We start from the raw sequence: 15,186 nt of genomic DNA on the forward strand, positions 1-15,186 counted from the left end.
CTCTTGCATCAGCCGGCGATGGCTGCCGGCCGGGTTTGAAATCCCTGAGTTCGCGGCCTATTGGCCGAGAACGCCGTTGACGAGCGAGACCGAGAGCGGCGCCGGCCGCTCGGCGGTCGTTGTGATCTCGACCGTCCGGCCGGTCTCCGCGGCAATCTCGAAAGCTTCCATCACCTCCAGCACGTGCAGCGCCAGATCGCCGTTGGCCCGGTGCGGCCTGTCGTTGCGGATCGCATAGGCCATGTCTGCAAGGCCGATCGAACGGTAATTGCCGTCGGCATAGGGTTGGTCGACGGGATGGTCCTCGAAGTCTCCGCCCTTTTTCAGAAGCGAGACCGGGCCGGCGAAGAAATTGGGGTCGGGAACCAGCAGCGTTCCCTCGGTGCCGTAGATCTCGATCGGCAGATGCTTGTGGCCGGCCACATCGAAGCTCATCGTCACCTGCACCACGGCGCCGTTTGCAAAGGAAAGCACGCCGGCGATATGGGTCGGGACCTGCACCGAAATCGTGTCGCCCCGGCGCGGTTCGCTGGTGATCTCGCGTTCCTTGCGCAGCATGGTCGCAAAGCCCGCGACCTTCTTCACCGGCCCGAACAGGTTGACGAGATCGGTGATGTAATAGGGGCCCATGTCGAGCATCGGCCCGCCGCCGATATCATAGTAGAAATCGGGATTGGGGTGCCAGGATTCATGCCCCGGCCGCATGAAGCTCGCCGTGCCGCCGACGGCAAGGCCAAGCGCGCCGCTGTCGACGATCGCGCGGGACGTCTGGTGGCCGCCGCCGAGAAACGTATCGGGAGCCGCGCCGATCCTGAGCCCTGCACGCGCGGCGGCCTCGGCGAGCTTCTTGCCCTCGGCGAAATTAATGCCGAGCGGCTTTTCCGAATAGGTATGCTTGCCCGCCGCAAGCGCCCGCATTGCCACCTCGACATGGGCGCGCGGGATGGTGAGGTTGAGGATGATCTCGACCTTGGGGTCGGCCATCAGCGCGTCGATGGTGCTGGCGGGCACATTGAATTCGGCCGCCTTCGCCTCGGCCGCCGCCTGGTTGAGGTCGGCGATGCCGCGGATGTCGAGAATGTCGAATCCGGCCATCGCCTTCAGATAGGCGGCCGAAATATTGCCGCATCCGATGATGCCGATACCGATTTTTTCCATTTTTCACTCCTCCCGAAAGCGTGAAGCTCAAAGCGCCGGACCGGTTGTGCTCCATGGCGATTCATACAGTTCGTAAAGCGCGACGGCGGCCGCTCCCCGCGCCCAGAAGAAATCCGTCGCGTCATCGAAGATCAGTTCGCTCACATCGGCGAGCGATGGCGGTATCGCGCTATTGAAGGCCTTGGTCAGCCGGTCGATGAACGGTTTGCCAAGCGCGAGGCTGGAGCCCACCAGAATGACGCGCGGCGGGGCGAACAGCGTGACGATATTGGCGACTGTCACCCCGACGGCATCGCCGGCGCGCTCTGCCGCCGACATGATCTGCGCATCCTTGGCCTCGATCAGCGTCTGGGCATGGGAAATGCCCCGGCCGAGCCGAACGGCATCGGCGTAAAGCCCTTCGCGCGGTCCGTCGCCGAGGATCGCGCTTTCGCCGGCAAGGCTTGCCAGCCGCGACATGCTGTCGGCGCTGCTGCCGAGCACGAGGTCGCCGAGATTGTGGCTGAGCCCGCCGGCCCCGCGAAACAGCTGGCTGTTGTGCAGCACGCCGAGACCCAGCGTCCGCTCCAGCGATATCAGCACCATGTCCTCGAGGTGGCGCGCCTTGCCGAACCAGTGATGGGCAAGGGTGACGGCGTGGACATCGCTTTCGATGATGGTCCGGATGCCGAAGCGCGGCGACATGACGGCTGCGAAATCGACGTTCTCGTCCCTGAAGATCGGGCTGGAGCGCACGATGCCGGTGCGGTGCTCGACCACGCCGGGAATGCCGAGGCAGATCATGTCGATCTCGGAAAGCGTCAGCCCGGTATCCATCACGCAGGCGCGCACGCCGTCCTCCACCAGATCGGCGATGACATCGATCGGCATCCGGTCGATGCGCACCGGCAGCGAAAATTCCGAAAGCACCTCGCCGCAGAAATCGGAGACCACGAAGGTCATCCGCGTTGCCGCGATCTTGGCGCCGACAACCCTCGACGCATCGGGGTTGAGCTCGAGCATCACCCGGGGGCGGCCGCGCGCCGCGGCATTGCGCAGATCGCCTTCGTGACGCGACAGGATCAGGCCATCGTCGATCAGCGACCCCGTGATCGCGGAGACCGTGCTGGTCGACAATTCGGTGCGCTTGCTGATTTCGATGCGCGCGATCGGGCCATTGCGCCGGATCGTATCCAGCACGCTCAACCGGTTGATTGCTCGCATCAATTCAGGATCAGCGGTCTTCATGAAGGCTCGTCGGGCAGGTTCAGGACAGGGTTTAATTTTTCCGCGTTGCGAAATAATTGATGTTCGTTTCTAGTCCTGCGCCCGCGGCGGATGCAAGCTGTTTTTGCAGGGTATGGCTATTTTTAAGGCGGTTTGCCTCGTCGTTGGCAGATTCGGGTTGACAAAACTCAGGTACCGACATTTATTTAATCCGGAGTGTGCAAAAAGTACTTTGGGAGGAGTGCGATATGTCAATTACTGCCAAATGGCTTCGTTATGGCGCTGCCGCCGCCGGCTTTGCGGCCCTTGCGGCGACGGCAAATACGGCATCCGCCGAGACCGTCATCAAATGGCTGCACCTGGAAAACCAGGAGCCGGTCGTGGAAGTCTGGCGCCAGGTGGCCGACGAATTCGAACAGGCCAATCCCGGCGTCACGATCGAGATGCAGTTTCTCGAAAACCAGGCTTTCAAGGCCAAGCTTCCGACATTGCTGCAATCGTCCGAAATCCCCAGCCTGTTCTACACCTGGGGCGGCGGCGTCCTGAAAGCCCAGTCGGAAACCGGCGTTCTGCGCGACATCTCGCCGGCGCTCGACGCCGACAACAACACATGGCGCGACACGCTGAAGCCGTCTTCCATTGCCGGGATGACGTTTGACGACAAGGTCTGGGCCGCTCCGGTCCTCAATGGCGTCGTCTCGTTCTTCTACAACAAGGAACTGTTCGACAAGGCGGGCGTGGACGGCGCCTCGATCCAGACCTGGGACGACTTCATGGGCGCCGTGAAGACGCTGAAGGATGCCGGGATCACGCCGATTGCCGGCGGCGGCGGCGACAAGTGGCCGATCCATTTCTACTGGGGCTATCTCGCCATGCGCGAGGCCGGCCATGACGGTTTCATGGCCGCAAAGGCCGGCGAAAATGGCGGCTTTGCGGGCGAGCCATTCGTCGCGGCCGGCGAGAAACTGGCAGCCCTCGGCGCGCTTGAGCCCTTCCAGAACGGCTATCTCGGCGCGACCTGGAACGATGCGCTCGCAACCTTCGGCGACGGTCGCGCGGCGATGATCCTGTCCTTTGAAAACACCGGCCGGACGCAGATCAGCAATTCCACCGATGGCAAGGGGCTTGCGGAAGACAATATCGGCCGCTTTGCGTTTCCCGTCATTGAAGGCGCGCCGGGTCTTGTCACCGACAATATGGGTGGCCTGACCGGCTGGGCCGTCACCCGCGATGCGCCGCCCGAGACCGAAAAGTTCCTCGAATATTACACCAGTCCGGATGTCGCCCGCAGGGTATCGGCGGTTCAGAAGGTCATTCCGGTCACGATCGGCGTTGCCGATTCGATCACCGATCCGCTTCTGAAGAGCAGTGCCGAGGCGCTGGCCGAGGAAACCTGGCACCAGAACTATCTCGATCAGGATCTGGGCCCGAATGTCGGCGCGGTGGTCAACGACATGAGCGCCGCGATCGTTTCCGGGGCGACCTCGCCGGAGGACGCCGCCCAGCAGATCCAGGACACCTACGAACTGGAAAACATGTAGCGCTGTTCCGGGCGCCGCTTCGGCGGTGCCCGGACATCAAGGCTCCTGATGTCCGGGGATCCGGCAAGCCGGCGGTTTTTCACGCCAACCGGCTATGATCGGCAATCCCCGGCCGCACGGGCAAGGCGGCAGACCGCCGCCGCATTGCATGCGGGAAAAATACCAATGACGACCACCGATTCCATTCTGCCCGCGCCGGTCGGGCCTGCCCCCGGCAGGCGCAGAAGGCGGCGATCGCTGGCCCATACCAAATGGCCGGTGCTGATCATCTTCATGCCGCCGGCGCTGGTGTTGTTCACGCTGCTCGTCATCCTGCCGATGGGCGAGGCGGCCTGGTATTCCTTCTTCCACTGGAATGGCTATGGAGAGCCGAGCAAGTGGGTCGATTTCCGCAATTATCGGCTGATCTTCCGCAACAGCGCCTTCACCACGGCGCTCATCAATAACGGCCTCATCATCGCCGTGTCGATCGTCATCCAGCTGCCGCTGGCGCTGTGGCTTGCCTCGATGGTGACGAAACGGATCGGGGGCGCGCTGTTCTTCCGGCTGATCTTCTTCCTGCCCTATGTGCTGGCCGATGTCGCCGCCGGCATGATCTGGCGCTTCGTCTATGACGGCGATTTCGGGCTGGTGGCCGGCATCTGGCATTTCTTCGGCGCCGAACCGCCGTTTCTCCTGGCCAATCCCGATACCGCCATGTCGGCGATCCTTGGCGTCGTGGTGTGGAAATATTTCGGCTTCCACATGATGCTGTTCATCGCCGGCCTGCAGGCGATCGACAATTCCATTCTGGAGGCGGCCGATATCGACGGCGCGACCGGCTGGCAGAAATTCAGGCTGGTGACACTGCCGATGCTGGGCTCCACCGTCCGGCTGTCGGTGTTTTTCGCCGTTATCGGCTCGCTTCAGCTTTTCGATCTCATCATGCCGCTCACCGGCGGCGGCCCGGCCAACTCGACCCAGACCATGGTGACCTTCCTTTACAATTTCGGCGTCACCCGCATGCAGGTCGGCTTCGGCAGCGCCGTCGGCGTCATTCTGTTCATCATCTGCGTCACGCTGGCCTTCAGCTACAAACGGATATTCATGAAAAATGACTGAGATCTCCGAAAGCGCGCCGATCGATGCGGCAAAATCCGGCGGGGAAGGCCGCAAGCTGAATGTCGGCACGCAGACCTATCTCTATGTCTCGCTGCTGCTGGTCGCCGGCATTGTCATCATCCCGCTTCTGACCACCGCGCTTGGCGGCTTCAAGACGCTGCCGGATCTGCGCGGTTCTCCCTTCGGCCTGCCTGACCAGTGGCAGTGGAGCAATTACACCGATATCCTGGTGTCGAAGCGGTACTGGCTGCAGATGGGCAATTCGCTGCTGATCGCGGTGTTCACCGTGTTTCTCACGATCGTGTTTGCCGCCTGCGCCGCGTTCTGCTTCGCCCATATCCGGTTCTTCGGCTCGGATTACCTGCTCAATTACTTTCTGATCGGGCTGATGTTTCCGGCGGCGACCGCGATCCTGCCGCTCTATATCCGCATCCGCGATCTCGGCCTGCTCGATACCTATTGGGGCGTGATCCTGCCGCAGGTGGCCTTCGGGCTCGGCATGAGCATTCTTCTGTTCCGCAATTACTTTCGCAACCTGCCGGAGGAGCTGTTCGATGCCGCCTTTGTCGATGGCTGCGGCTATATCGGCTTCTTCTGGCACGTGACCATGCCGCTGTCGCGGCCGATCATCGCCACGGTCGGCATCATCGCCTTCGTGCAGAGCTGGAACAGCTACATCATCCCGCTGATCATGCTGAACACGGAGGACCGCTATCCCTGGCCACTCGGCATCATGGTCTACAAGGGCGAATTCGCGACTGAATGGCAGTTGGTGTTGGCCTTCATCACGCTCACCATCCTGCCGACGATCATCGCCTTCTTCGTCGCCCAGAAACACATCATCGCCGGGCTTACCGCCGGCGCCGTGAAATCGTGAAACCTCGGGGAGCTTGTCGAAAATGGCATCCGTCGAACTCAGCAATATCAGAAAGTCCTACGGCGCTCTCGAGGTCATCCACGGCGTTTCGCTGGCGATCGAGGATGGCGAATTCGTCGCCCTCGTCGGCCCGTCCGGCTGCGGCAAGTCCACGCTGCTGCGCATGATCGCCGGCCTTGAGGAAATCACCAGCGGCGAAATCTCGATCGGCGGAGAGGTGGTCAACGCGCTCACCCCGCGCGAGCGCAACATCGCCATGGTGTTCCAGTCCTATGCGCTCTATCCGCATATGACGGTCAAGGAGAATATGGGCTTCAACCTGCGTCTGGCCAAACGCCCGAAGGCCGAGATCGAGGAGCGGGTGGGAGAGGCGGCGCGGATGCTGGACCTCACCGCGCTGCTCGACCGCAAGCCCTCGCAGCTTTCCGGCGGCCAGCGCCAGCGCGTTGCCATGGGCCGCGCGGTGGTGCGCAATCCGGCGGTGTTCCTGTTCGACGAGCCGCTGTCGAACCTCGACGCGAAACTCCGCGTGCAGATGCGCGCGGAGATCAAGACGCTGCATCAGCGCGTCGAGACCACCTCGGTTTATGTGACGCATGACCAGATCGAGGCGATGACCCTTGCAGACCGGGTGGTGGTGCTCAACCAGGGCCATATCGAGCAGCAGGGCACGCCGATCGAGCTTTACCGCAAGCCGGCCAACCTGTTCGTCGCAGCCTTCATCGGCTCGCCGGCGATGAACCTTCTGCCCGGCATCATTATTGCGGCAGACGGCGGCCCGGCGGTGGGCTTTGTCGATGGAACGGTGCTGGCGATCTCCGGCAACCATGCCGGCCTCAAGGCGGACAGGAAGGTCACCGTCGGCCTTCGCCCCGAACACCTCAATCCCGATATCGGCACGGGATCGGTGATCAACGGCACGGCGCTGCTGGTGGAGCCGACCGGCGCCCAGAGCCATGTCCTCTTCGAACTTGGCGGCCAGCATGTGACGGCGATCGTCGATGGCGAACACGAGATCCATCACGGCCAGCCGTTCGCGGCAAAGATCGATCCGGAACGCGTCCACATCTTCGACAGCGAGACCGGCGCAGCACTGTAATGGGCGCCGGCGGGTTGCGGCAGGACCGAGTTCAAATCCCGGCCTCACGCTATGGCGGGCAGCGCGTGTCGCTTGCACCTTGCCGTCAATGTGATTTTGGCGCATTATAGATCGGCAGCCGGATTTGAAATGGGCGCGACTGCCGGGGAAGAATTCCTTGCCTTCGTAACTGGAAGGGTGAGGGGCATTTCCCAAACCATTCCCTCTATTCATTGCTGGTTTGCCTGCTCGCCATGATAATGAGCATGAGGCCGCCTGCCCGATGGCAGACAGTGACAGGTCCGGGATGATTTTCAGATGCGTGATCGGAGCGCGCTTTTTCGCGCCGGCGCAGAGGTCTCGCTGACAATCGCCAAGGTCAGCAGATCGCCCGGTTTACTTTCGCTTTAATGGGAAATAACACAATGAACGAATTCGACTACATGGTCGAAGCTGCACTCTATCCCGGCCGAAAGGCCAAGGGTCATCGCAGCCCCCGCTACAAGCGGTTTGAAACAGTCGCGGAAGCGGTGCGCTTCGCCGTCGAGGAAAGGGATGGGTGCCAGCTGCGCGGCTCGGTGCTGGAAGTCGAGGAAAGCCGCTATGACGACCGGCAGATCCGGATGCTTTATGATGCACCGGGCTATCCGCTCGATCGCGATCAGAAATGATGCGCCGGGCGCGCCGCCGGTAGATCATGCCACGCATCGGCCGCATCCCTTGGGTGCCGCCGATGTGGCGCTTTCGAGAGCCTCTGCCGGGAAGAGAGATTCACCTCTCACAATGCGCCCGGATCAGGCGAAATCAGCAGCCGAAAGAACATAAACGGCCTTACGGCCCTTCAGGTAGAGCTTGCGCGCCGTGTTGTAGATTTTCTCGCGCGCCGCATCGAATGCGGCGAGGTAGCTCGCTTCGCCGTCGGCCGGGTCGCTGAGCGCATCGGCATTGACGAAAAACATCACTTCGAACATGCCGTCATGACCTGTGAAGCGGACGCGTTTGCCGCCTTTGTCGTAACTGCGGCTTTGGTTGGGAAAGGCGAGTGCCATGATCGAATATCTCCTTGAGAACGGCGTAGGAACGCCACCGGCTGCAAATTTCCGGACGATGGATCGGGTCCGCCTTCCACGGTAACGCGGACCTGCTCCAGCTATTGTGCTGACGCATCTTCGTGGACGTCAGGCGGTTCCGCCCGACTGCGAAATGCGCTCGCCGGGGATCAGCCTTTCGGCTTGCCGAACGTCGCATTGCCTTTTCCGGCATTTTTGACCAGTGAGCCGGAAAGCGGCGCATCGACAACGGCCGGACCCTTTTCCTTTTTGGGCTTTCTGATTTCGCGATTGCTTTTCTTTTGACCTTTGGCCATGTGTGAACTCCCTGTATCGAGCGCGCCTTGTTGCGATGGCGCCTCATGTTTGTCTGTCGAAGATGCGAGGTCTGTAGCTGGAGGCGCACCCGATTGCCTCGCCGGCAAGCTAGAGCGTCGGGCGAAAAAGTGGTTACCGGTTTTCGGGCAGCACGACGCGCAGATTCAATAAGTCAGAGCGTCCTTTGTGCGTTCCGAATGGACCCACGGCGCTCCAGGGCCTGAACCGTTCCACACGACGAACGCGTCGGCACAGTCTGCTGCCTCGCTCCGGACTGAAGGCAGGGGCATTTCGGTGCAGGTGATTTCATGGGCAGGTTCAGAGATTTGCAACGCTAAATATACATATTTTTTTGAGAAAAACATAGGCCTTTGAAGGGATTTTATTTCAGAATCATCGCTTTTATTTGCACTTTTATTTTAAAAAATTACCGAAATGCCTTGTTTTAACCGCAAAAGAAGTGCATATGAGTTTCATCGACCTTGCTACCTGATGTTTGTTCGCGCCTTGGCGCCCCGATAAATTTCCCATCAAAGTCGACTATTTCGAGCCGTCGCGGTCGTTGCGCGTGACGGGCGTTCTCTCTGTGATCGATTGAAAGGAAATCATCATGAGCACTGGTACAGTAAAATTTTTCAATTCCACCAAGGGTTTCGGCTTCATTGAAACCGATGCCGGCGGTTCGGACGTTTTCGTCCATATCTCCGCTGTCGAGCGCGCCGGCATGACCACCATCGTTGAAGGCCAGAAGCTCAGCTTCGACGTCGTCACCGACAGCAGGTCGGGCAAGAGCGCTGCGGAAAACCTGCAGTCTGCATAATCCACGTCTGCGTTTCGTGACCACGGATGTACTGGCACGGAATGTTTGAGACGGACGGAATGGCCGGGCATGCGTCCGGCCTTTCTTGCGTTGTGGGCCACGCGCGAAAGGCCGCCGGCGCTATCTGTGACAGGTTAAACGCGCGTCGCGAACGGGCGCATATCGGTATTGGGAAACCCCTTGGAAAGCAGCACCGCGAAGGCCGCAGTCGAACGTAGCAAACGCTCCTGGACGGCGGCGCTTGCACAATACCGGAGCCCAAATCTGCTCCGCAGCACGATCGAGATCGCCGTAACGGCCGTGCCTTTCGTCGGTTTGTGGACATTGATTGCGCTCGCCGTGACACACGGTCATTGGTGGGCGCTGGCGCTGACGGTTCCGGCGGCTGGTTTCCTGGTTCGCCTGTTTGTCCTGCAGCATGATTGCGGACATGGCGCCCTTTTCGGTCAACGCCGCGTCAACGACTGGACCGGCCGCGTCATCGGCGTCTTCACCCTGACCCCATACGATTACTGGCGCCGGACCCACGCCGTCCATCACGCCACCACCGGCAATCTCGACAAGCGCGGCATCGGCGATGTCGATACGCTGACGGTCAGGGAATACCGCGCTTTGTCCCTTATGGGGCGGTTGCGCTATCGTCTTTATCGCCATCCGACCGTGATGTTCGGTTTCGGTCCCGCGTGGCTGTTCATCTGCCAGTACCGATTGCCGGTCGGTCTGATGCGCGCGGGCGTCGAACCGTGGACTTCGACGGTCGCAACCACGCTCGGCGCGGCCATTCCCGTCGTGCTGCTGATGTGGCTGATGGGGCCGCTCGCCTTCCTGGCGGTGCAATTGCCGATCACGCTGATGGCCGCGACCGCGGGGGTGTGGCTGTTCTATGTCCAGCACCAGTTCGAGGAGACGTATTGGTCCAAGGGCCGAAGCTGGGACTTCCAGAACGCCGCGCTGCACGGCAGTTCGCATTATGACCTTCCGTTTCCGCTTAGATGGATCACCGGCAATATCGGAATCCACCACGTTCACCATCTCGCGGCGAAGGTGCCGTTCTATCGGTTGCCGGAGATCCTGCGTGACTATCCGGAACTGCGCGACATCGGCAGAATTACATTACTGGAGAGCCTGCGTTGTGTTAAGTTGGTTTTGTGGGATGAGGCCGCCAACCGGCTGGTCTCGTTCAGGCAGGCGCGGCTTTGTGTGTGACGCGCGAAGGTGATGGTTTTCACACGTCTCTCGTTTCGACAGTACCGTCCGGTGGCTGACGCTCATGCGTCGCATTGCTCCGGCAGGTCTTTCGCTCGCTTCGTTTCGCTCGTCTGATGCCAAACCAAAGGAGATCCAAATGATACGTTTTACCAGCAATAAGGACGCTGTTGCGGCCAAGCCGGTCGAGACCGGCAAAGGTGCGGACTCCGACCAGCCTTCCGATGCCGCCGTCAAGTCCAAGACCGGCAAAAAGCTGCGCAAGGCTTCGGCCGATGCGAGCCAGAATGATGAAGGCAGCAACAAGCTGCTCTGAATTTTCTCGGCGCTCCAAAGTCGGCCGGGTCATACCGGCCGGTGTCTTACCAAAATCGATGATGCATGCGGCGGCGAATGTCGCGTACGCCAACGACGGTTTCGCTCAGGAGCGATTCCACAGCCCGACGCGCCAATTTCATGCGCGGCGCATCGACATGCGGGAGAGGGCGGCCAAGCCGTGTACCTATGTCGTTGTCGACCAGAACCGTAATGCCGGTGCGCCTGGTCCCCGGACGCTCATGTTTCCAGCAGGCGTTCGGCGGTGAACCTGTCGGTGATCAGCAGATCGATGACGCCGGTTCGCAGCGCGCCGCGAATGGCTTCGGTCTTGGACCGGCCGCCGGCAAGCGCGATGACGCGTTCGACCTTCGACAATTCCTCGAGCGTCATGCCGATGACCCGGTCATGCAGCGGCGTCTTCACGAAGCCGCCCTCGGCATCGAAGAAGCGCAGGCTGATATCGCCGACGCCGCCGGCCTCGGCGACTTCGGCAAGCTCGCGCGAGGAGAACACGTTGCCGCTGCGCGCCAGCATGCCCGACGGCTCCATCGCGCCGATGCCGACAATCGCCAGCGTGATCCTTGAAAAAAGCTCCATGGTCTGGCGCACATAGGTGTCGCCGAGCAGCACCAGCTTGGCCTCCCGCGATTGCGCCACGCCCGGCGCGCTCAAGAGATGGGCTTCCGCGCCCGTCAGCCGCGCCAGCCGGGTGGTGAGCTGGTTGGCGTGGATCTGGACCGTCGGATCGCCCATGCCGCCGAGCGTCTGCACCACGTAGCGGGCCTTGCCGGTTTTCATCGGATGGATGTTGTCCACCATCCGCAGGATCGTTTCCGACCAACTCGAAACCCCGATGATCTCGCCGGACTGCAGCGTCGCCTCCAGGAAATGCGCCGCCGCCTCGCCGATCCGCGCCATGATCGCGCCGTCGCGGTCCTCCGAACATTCGACCACGATCGCCTCTGAAATTCCGAACCGGCTCCTGAGGCCCGATTCCAGTTCGGCATAGGTGCCGGAAGGCGCGACCACGGTGGTGCGCACGATCTCTTCTTCCTGGGCGCGCTTCAGCATGCGCGAAACCGTTGCCTGCGAGATCCGCAGGTGCTTCGCGATCTCCGACTGACGCTGCCCCTCGGTGTGATACATCTGCGCCACGCGGGCGATCATCCGAAGTTCGTTGAGACGGGACATAGCGTTTTGGGTACTCGTCGCTGCTGGTGTGAATATTTATTCTCTACACCGGCAATGTGGTTCGGGCAATCGCTTTTGTCCATGATGCAATGGAAGCATTGCGCCTGGCTGCCGTTGTCGCCGGTCTGATTTCCGGCTCCCGGCTGGCGAGTTCGGCCAGCGCCTCGATATCCGGCCAGAAGCCGACGGCCAAGCCCGCAAGATGGGCGGCGCCCATCGCCGAAGCCTCGGCATTGCGGCAGGGCGTGACCGGCCGGTCGATATAATCGGCCACAAGCTGCATCAGGAACCGGTTGCGGCTCGGGCCGCCATCGACGGAGATGCGCCCGACATCGCCGCCGGCATCCGCCATGATCGAAAACACGTCATGAACCTGAAAGGCAAGGCTTTCGGCCGCCGCACGGGCGACATGGGCCGGCCGCGTGGAAAATGAAAGGCCGCAGACGAGGCCACGGGCGTCGGCATCCCAGTGCGGCGCGCCGAGGCCGACATGGGCCGGCACCAGGGTGACGCCGCCGGTATCGTCCACCGACCGGGCGAGCTCCAGCAGGGCCTCGACGCCGTCAAGGCCGAGCAGGTCCGCGGTCCATGGAAAGATCGAGGCGCTGACGAGGATATTGCCCTCGAAGGCATAGGTCGGGCGACCATCGAGCGACCATGCGATGGTGGTGGTGATGCCGTCCGGCGGGACGATATAGTCCGCGATCGTCTTCATCACCGAGGAGCCGGTGCCGAAGGTGATCTTGCCGTCGCCGCTTGAAAACGCGCCGTGTCCGAAAAGTGCTGCGTGGGAATCGCCGATGGCGGCCGCGATCGGGATTCCGTCCGGCAGTACGCCGACGCCGCTGGTCGCGCCGAATATATGGGAGGAATCGAAAACGTTCGGCAGCATCGCGGGATCGACGCCGAACAGGGAGCAAAGGTCTTCGTCCCATCGCCCTTCGGAGAGATTGAAAAGCTGGGTGCGCGCCGCGTTTGAGCAGTCGGTGGCGTGAACCTCGCCGGAAAGCTTCCATATCAGCCAGCTGTCGACCGTGCCGATGCAGATATCGGCCTGTTCGTGCCCGTGATTTTGCAGGAGCCAGGCGATTTTGGTCGCCGGAAACATCGGATCGAGCGGCAGGCCGGTGCGGGCAATCACATCGGCTTCATGGCCGGCTTCGCGCAGGCCCCGGCAGGCATCGGCGGTGCGCCGGCACTGCCAGCTGACAACGGGGCCGAGGGGCCGACCGGTGTTGCGGTCCCAGATCAGGATCGACTCGCGCTGGTTGGAGATGCCGAGTGCCGCGATTTCGGTATCCGGCGCCTTTTTCAGGCATTCGGCGATTGCTTTCGAGGTCGCCCGCCAGATCTCCCCGGCATCCTGTTCGACCCATCCGGAGCGCGGATGGCTGATGGGCACGGGGGCCGAGGCGCTGGCGATGATATCGCCTTCATGCGACACCAGCACCGCCTTGGAATTGGTGGTGCCCTCGTCGATCGCCAGGATCGCCTTGCCCATCATCTCATCCCTTTCGCGCGATCAGGGCGATCGCGCTGTCCGCGATGGCGGAAGGCGACATGCCGAAATCGTCCAGCAGCGTGTTGGCCGAACCGGTATGGGCGAAAACGCCCGGCACGCCAAGCCGCTTCATCGGAACCGGCGCGGTCTCGACCACGACCTCGGCGACGGCGCTTCCGAGGCCGCCGAAGATCGTGTGCTCCTCGCAGGTCAGGATCGCGCCCGTCTGACGGGCGGCCGCGATGATCGCGTCCTCGTCGATCGGCCGCACGCTCGCCATGTTGAGAACGCGGGCTGCAATGCCGCGCTCCTGAAGAATGGCGGCGGCAATCAGGGCGCGGTGGGTCAGGACGCCATTGGCGATGATGGTCAGGGCGTCGCCATCGCGCAGAATGTCGGCCTTGCCGAGCGTGAACCGATGGCCTTCCGGAAGCAGGTCCGGCACGCCGACGCGGCTCAGCCGCAGGAAGCAGCCGCCCTTGTGGGCCGCGGCCCAGCGCACGGCGGCGGCGGTCTCGATCCGGTCGGCAGGCGCAATCACCGGAACGTTCGGCAGCGCCCGGATCCAGGCGAAATCCTCGATCGAATGATGGGTCGGGCCGAGTTCGCCATAGGCCATGCCCGACGAGATGCCCACCAGTTTCACATTGGTTTCGGAATAGGCGACATCGGCCTTGATCTGTTCCAGCGCGCGTCCGGTCAGGAACGGGGCTGCGGCGCATACGAACGGGATCTTGCCGCCATTGGCAAGGCCGGCGCCGACGCCGACCATGTTCTGCTCGGCAATGCCGACATTGATCAGCCGCTCGGGAAACCTTTCGCCGAAGCCGCCAAGCTTGGACGAGCCGACGGAATCGTTGCACACCGCGACGATATTGTTGTCGAGCGCGGCGAGGTCTTCCAGCGTCTCGGTGAAGGCGTTGCGGCAATCATGCAGTTTCGCGGTCTCGAAAGTCATATTCATCGGATGGCCTCCTCCAGCTCGGCCATGGCCTGCCGGTATTGTTCCTCGCTGGGCACCTTGTGATGCCAGGCGACATTGTCGGACATGAACGAGATGCCGTGGCCCTTGTTGGTGTGCGCAACGATGCATTTCGGCCTGCCGGCGGTGACGGTCTCAGGCGACAGCGCCTTGCAGATCGCCTCCATGTCGTGGCCGTCGATTTCCTCGACCGCCCAGCCGAAGGCGCTGAGTTTCGGCGCAAGCGGCGCGATATCGTTGGTGTCGGCAAGCCGCGCGCCCTGCTGCAGACGGTTGTGGTCGATAACCAGCGTGAGGTTGTCGAGGCCGAAATGAGCGGCGGCCATGATCGCCTCCCAGTTCGACCCTTCCTGCATCTCGCCGTCGCCGGTGATCACGAAGGTGCGCCAGGACGCGCGGTCGAGCTTGGCCGCCTTGGCCATGCCGACCGCCACCGGAAGCCCGTGGCCGAGCGGGCCGGTATTGGTTTCGACGCCGGGAACCTTGACCCGGTTGGGATGGCCGTTGAGGCGGGAGCGATGCTTGAGGAAGGTCGCGATCTCATCCCTGTCGATGAAGCCCTTTTCGGAGAGCACGATATAGAGCGCCAGCGCCGTATGGCCCTTCGACAGCACCAGCCGGTCGCGCGCGGGATCGAGGGGGGCTTCCGGGTCGACGGACATCACGTGGAAATAGAGCGCGGTCAGCAGATCGGTGACCGACATTTCTCCGCCGATATGGCCGGCCCCCGCCTCGTAGACGGCCTTGAGATCGCGGCGTCGGATGCGATTGGCGATAACGCGCAGTTCATGGGGGTTCATGAGTCACCTATGCATAATTATTCGATAAGAAGTAAACATC

16 protein-coding genes are annotated in these 15,186 nt (G+C 62.0%); 8 read left to right on the forward strand and 8 right to left on the reverse strand.

Annotation, left to right across the window (positions count from 1 at the left end):
• Window positions 1-57 precede the first annotated feature (57 nt).
• Complete coding sequence (locus tag HQ843_RS08525; protein WP_180898908.1) at window positions 58-1,158, reverse strand: Gfo/Idh/MocA family protein; 1,101 nt, start codon at window positions 1,156-1,158, stop codon at window positions 58-60.
• Window positions 1,159-1,185: 27 nt separating this feature from the next.
• On the reverse strand, window positions 1,186-2,385 hold the full coding sequence (locus tag HQ843_RS08530) for an ROK family transcriptional regulator (RefSeq protein ID WP_180898906.1): 1,200 nt from the start codon (window positions 2,383-2,385) through the stop codon (window positions 1,186-1,188).
• Window positions 2,386-2,612: 227 nt separating this feature from the next.
• Here HQ843_RS08530 and HQ843_RS08535 point away from each other — a divergent pair, with 227 nt between their 5' ends.
• From HQ843_RS08535 to HQ843_RS08555, 5 genes are all read left to right on the forward strand, one after another.
• Window positions 2,613-3,905: an extracellular solute-binding protein gene (locus HQ843_RS08535; protein ID WP_180898904.1), complete on the forward strand. Its 1,293-nt coding sequence runs from the start codon at window positions 2,613-2,615 to the stop codon at window positions 3,903-3,905.
• 165 nt (window positions 3,906-4,070) lie between these two features.
• Window positions 4,071-5,006 carry a carbohydrate ABC transporter permease gene (locus tag HQ843_RS08540; protein ID WP_180898902.1) on the forward strand — a complete coding sequence of 312 codons (936 nt, stop codon included), beginning with the start codon at window positions 4,071-4,073 and terminating at the stop codon, window positions 5,004-5,006.
• Window positions 4,999-5,883: a carbohydrate ABC transporter permease gene (locus tag HQ843_RS08545; protein ID WP_246710320.1), complete on the forward strand. Its 885-nt coding sequence runs from the start codon at window positions 4,999-5,001 to the stop codon at window positions 5,881-5,883. The genes HQ843_RS08540 and HQ843_RS08545 overlap by 8 nt, the downstream gene beginning before the upstream one ends.
• A 22-nt stretch (window positions 5,884-5,905) precedes the next feature.
• Window positions 5,906-6,982: an ABC transporter ATP-binding protein gene (locus tag HQ843_RS08550; protein WP_180898900.1), complete on the forward strand. Its 1,077-nt coding sequence runs from the start codon at window positions 5,906-5,908 to the stop codon at window positions 6,980-6,982.
• Between the two features lie 404 nt (window positions 6,983-7,386).
• Complete coding sequence (locus HQ843_RS08555; protein ID WP_180898898.1) at window positions 7,387-7,632, forward strand: hypothetical protein; 246 nt, start codon at window positions 7,387-7,389, stop codon at window positions 7,630-7,632.
• A 123-nt stretch (window positions 7,633-7,755) separates the two neighbouring features.
• Here the strand turns inward: HQ843_RS08555 and HQ843_RS08560 are convergent, their stop codons facing one another.
• Together HQ843_RS08560 and HQ843_RS08565 are read right to left on the reverse strand one after the other, a co-directional pair.
• The gene (locus tag HQ843_RS08560) at window positions 7,756-8,010 is read right to left on the reverse strand and encodes a DUF1488 family protein (protein WP_180898896.1); all 255 of its coding nucleotides are present in this window, start codon (window positions 8,008-8,010) and stop codon (window positions 7,756-7,758) included.
• 170 nt (window positions 8,011-8,180) lie between these two features.
• Complete coding sequence (locus HQ843_RS08565) at window positions 8,181-8,327, reverse strand: hypothetical protein (RefSeq protein ID WP_180898894.1); 147 nt, start codon at window positions 8,325-8,327, stop codon at window positions 8,181-8,183.
• Window positions 8,328-8,938: 611 nt separating this feature from the next.
• Between HQ843_RS08565 and HQ843_RS08570 the strand changes: the two genes are divergently transcribed.
• The 3 genes from HQ843_RS08570 to HQ843_RS08580 all read left to right on the forward strand — a co-directional run bounded on the left by HQ843_RS08570 (window position 8,939) and on the right by HQ843_RS08580 (window position 10,670).
• A complete protein-coding gene (locus HQ843_RS08570; protein ID WP_180898892.1) occupies window positions 8,939-9,148 on the forward strand; it encodes a cold-shock protein in 210 nt (69 codons plus the stop codon).
• Window positions 9,149-9,328: 180 nt separating this feature from the next.
• Window positions 9,329-10,354 carry a fatty acid desaturase gene (locus HQ843_RS08575; RefSeq protein WP_180898890.1) on the forward strand — a complete coding sequence of 342 codons (1,026 nt, stop codon included), beginning with the start codon at window positions 9,329-9,331 and terminating at the stop codon, window positions 10,352-10,354.
• Window positions 10,355-10,418: 64 nt separating this feature from the next.
• A complete protein-coding gene (locus HQ843_RS08580; RefSeq protein WP_180898888.1) occupies window positions 10,419-10,670 on the forward strand; it encodes a hypothetical protein in 252 nt (83 codons plus the stop codon).
• 239 nt (window positions 10,671-10,909) lie between these two features.
• Here the strand turns inward: HQ843_RS08580 and HQ843_RS08585 are convergent, their stop codons facing one another.
• Genes HQ843_RS08585 through HQ843_RS08600 form a run of 4 tightly spaced genes read right to left on the reverse strand, consistent with a single transcriptional unit; the run spans window position 10,910 to window position 15,146 of the window.
• Entirely contained in the window at window positions 10,910-11,863 is a 954-nt protein-coding gene (locus HQ843_RS08585) for a sugar-binding transcriptional regulator (RefSeq protein ID WP_180898885.1), read from the reverse strand.
• 43 nt (window positions 11,864-11,906) lie between these two features.
• Window positions 11,907-13,364, reverse strand: coding sequence for an FGGY family carbohydrate kinase (locus tag HQ843_RS08590; RefSeq protein WP_371824615.1), 1,458 nt, complete (start codon window positions 13,362-13,364; stop codon window positions 11,907-11,909).
• A 4-nt stretch (window positions 13,365-13,368) separates the two neighbouring features.
• Window positions 13,369-14,328 (reverse strand): transketolase family protein, encoded by a 960-nt coding sequence (locus HQ843_RS08595; protein ID WP_180898883.1) that lies wholly within the window; start codon window positions 14,326-14,328, stop codon window positions 13,369-13,371.
• Complete coding sequence (locus tag HQ843_RS08600; protein WP_180898881.1) at window positions 14,325-15,146, reverse strand: transketolase; 822 nt, start codon at window positions 15,144-15,146, stop codon at window positions 14,325-14,327. Before HQ843_RS08600 ends, HQ843_RS08595 begins: the two co-directional genes overlap by 4 nt.
• Between the last annotated feature and the right edge of the window lie 40 nt (window positions 15,147-15,186).

This window comes from Martelella sp. NC20 (assembly GCF_013459645.1).
Classification (GTDB): domain Bacteria; phylum Pseudomonadota; class Alphaproteobacteria; order Rhizobiales; family Rhizobiaceae; genus Martelella.

Bases quoted from the DNA above. Each gene is read 5' to 3' on its own strand.
- HQ843_RS08525 (WP_180898908.1), bottom strand. From the start codon at position 1,158: ATGGAAAAAATCGGTATCGGCATCATCGGATGCGGCAATATTTCGGCC.
- HQ843_RS08530 (WP_180898906.1), bottom strand. From the start codon at position 2,385: ATGAAGACCGCTGATCCTGAATTGATGCGAGCAATCAACCGGTTGAGC.
- HQ843_RS08535 (WP_180898904.1), top strand. From the start codon at position 2,613: ATGTCAATTACTGCCAAATGGCTTCGTTATGGCGCTGCCGCCGCCGGC.
- HQ843_RS08540 (WP_180898902.1), top strand. From the start codon at position 4,071: ATGACGACCACCGATTCCATTCTGCCCGCGCCGGTCGGGCCTGCCCCC.
- HQ843_RS08545 (WP_246710320.1), top strand. From the start codon at position 4,999: ATGACTGAGATCTCCGAAAGCGCGCCGATCGATGCGGCAAAATCCGGC.
- HQ843_RS08550 (WP_180898900.1), top strand. From the start codon at position 5,906: ATGGCATCCGTCGAACTCAGCAATATCAGAAAGTCCTACGGCGCTCTC.
- HQ843_RS08555 (WP_180898898.1), top strand. From the start codon at position 7,387: ATGAACGAATTCGACTACATGGTCGAAGCTGCACTCTATCCCGGCCGA.
- HQ843_RS08560 (WP_180898896.1), bottom strand. From the start codon at position 8,010: ATGGCACTCGCCTTTCCCAACCAAAGCCGCAGTTACGACAAAGGCGGC.
- HQ843_RS08565 (WP_180898894.1), bottom strand. From the start codon at position 8,327: ATGGCCAAAGGTCAAAAGAAAAGCAATCGCGAAATCAGAAAGCCCAAA.
- HQ843_RS08570 (WP_180898892.1), top strand. From the start codon at position 8,939: ATGAGCACTGGTACAGTAAAATTTTTCAATTCCACCAAGGGTTTCGGC.
- HQ843_RS08580 (WP_180898888.1), top strand. From the start codon at position 10,419: ATGCGTCGCATTGCTCCGGCAGGTCTTTCGCTCGCTTCGTTTCGCTCG.
- HQ843_RS08585 (WP_180898885.1), bottom strand. From the start codon at position 11,863: ATGTCCCGTCTCAACGAACTTCGGATGATCGCCCGCGTGGCGCAGATG.
- HQ843_RS08590 (WP_371824615.1), bottom strand. From the start codon at position 13,364: ATGGGCAAGGCGATCCTGGCGATCGACGAGGGCACCACCAATTCCAAG.
- HQ843_RS08595 (WP_180898883.1), bottom strand. From the start codon at position 14,328: ATGAATATGACTTTCGAGACCGCGAAACTGCATGATTGCCGCAACGCC.
- HQ843_RS08600 (WP_180898881.1), bottom strand. From the start codon at position 15,146: ATGAACCCCCATGAACTGCGCGTTATCGCCAATCGCATCCGACGCCGC.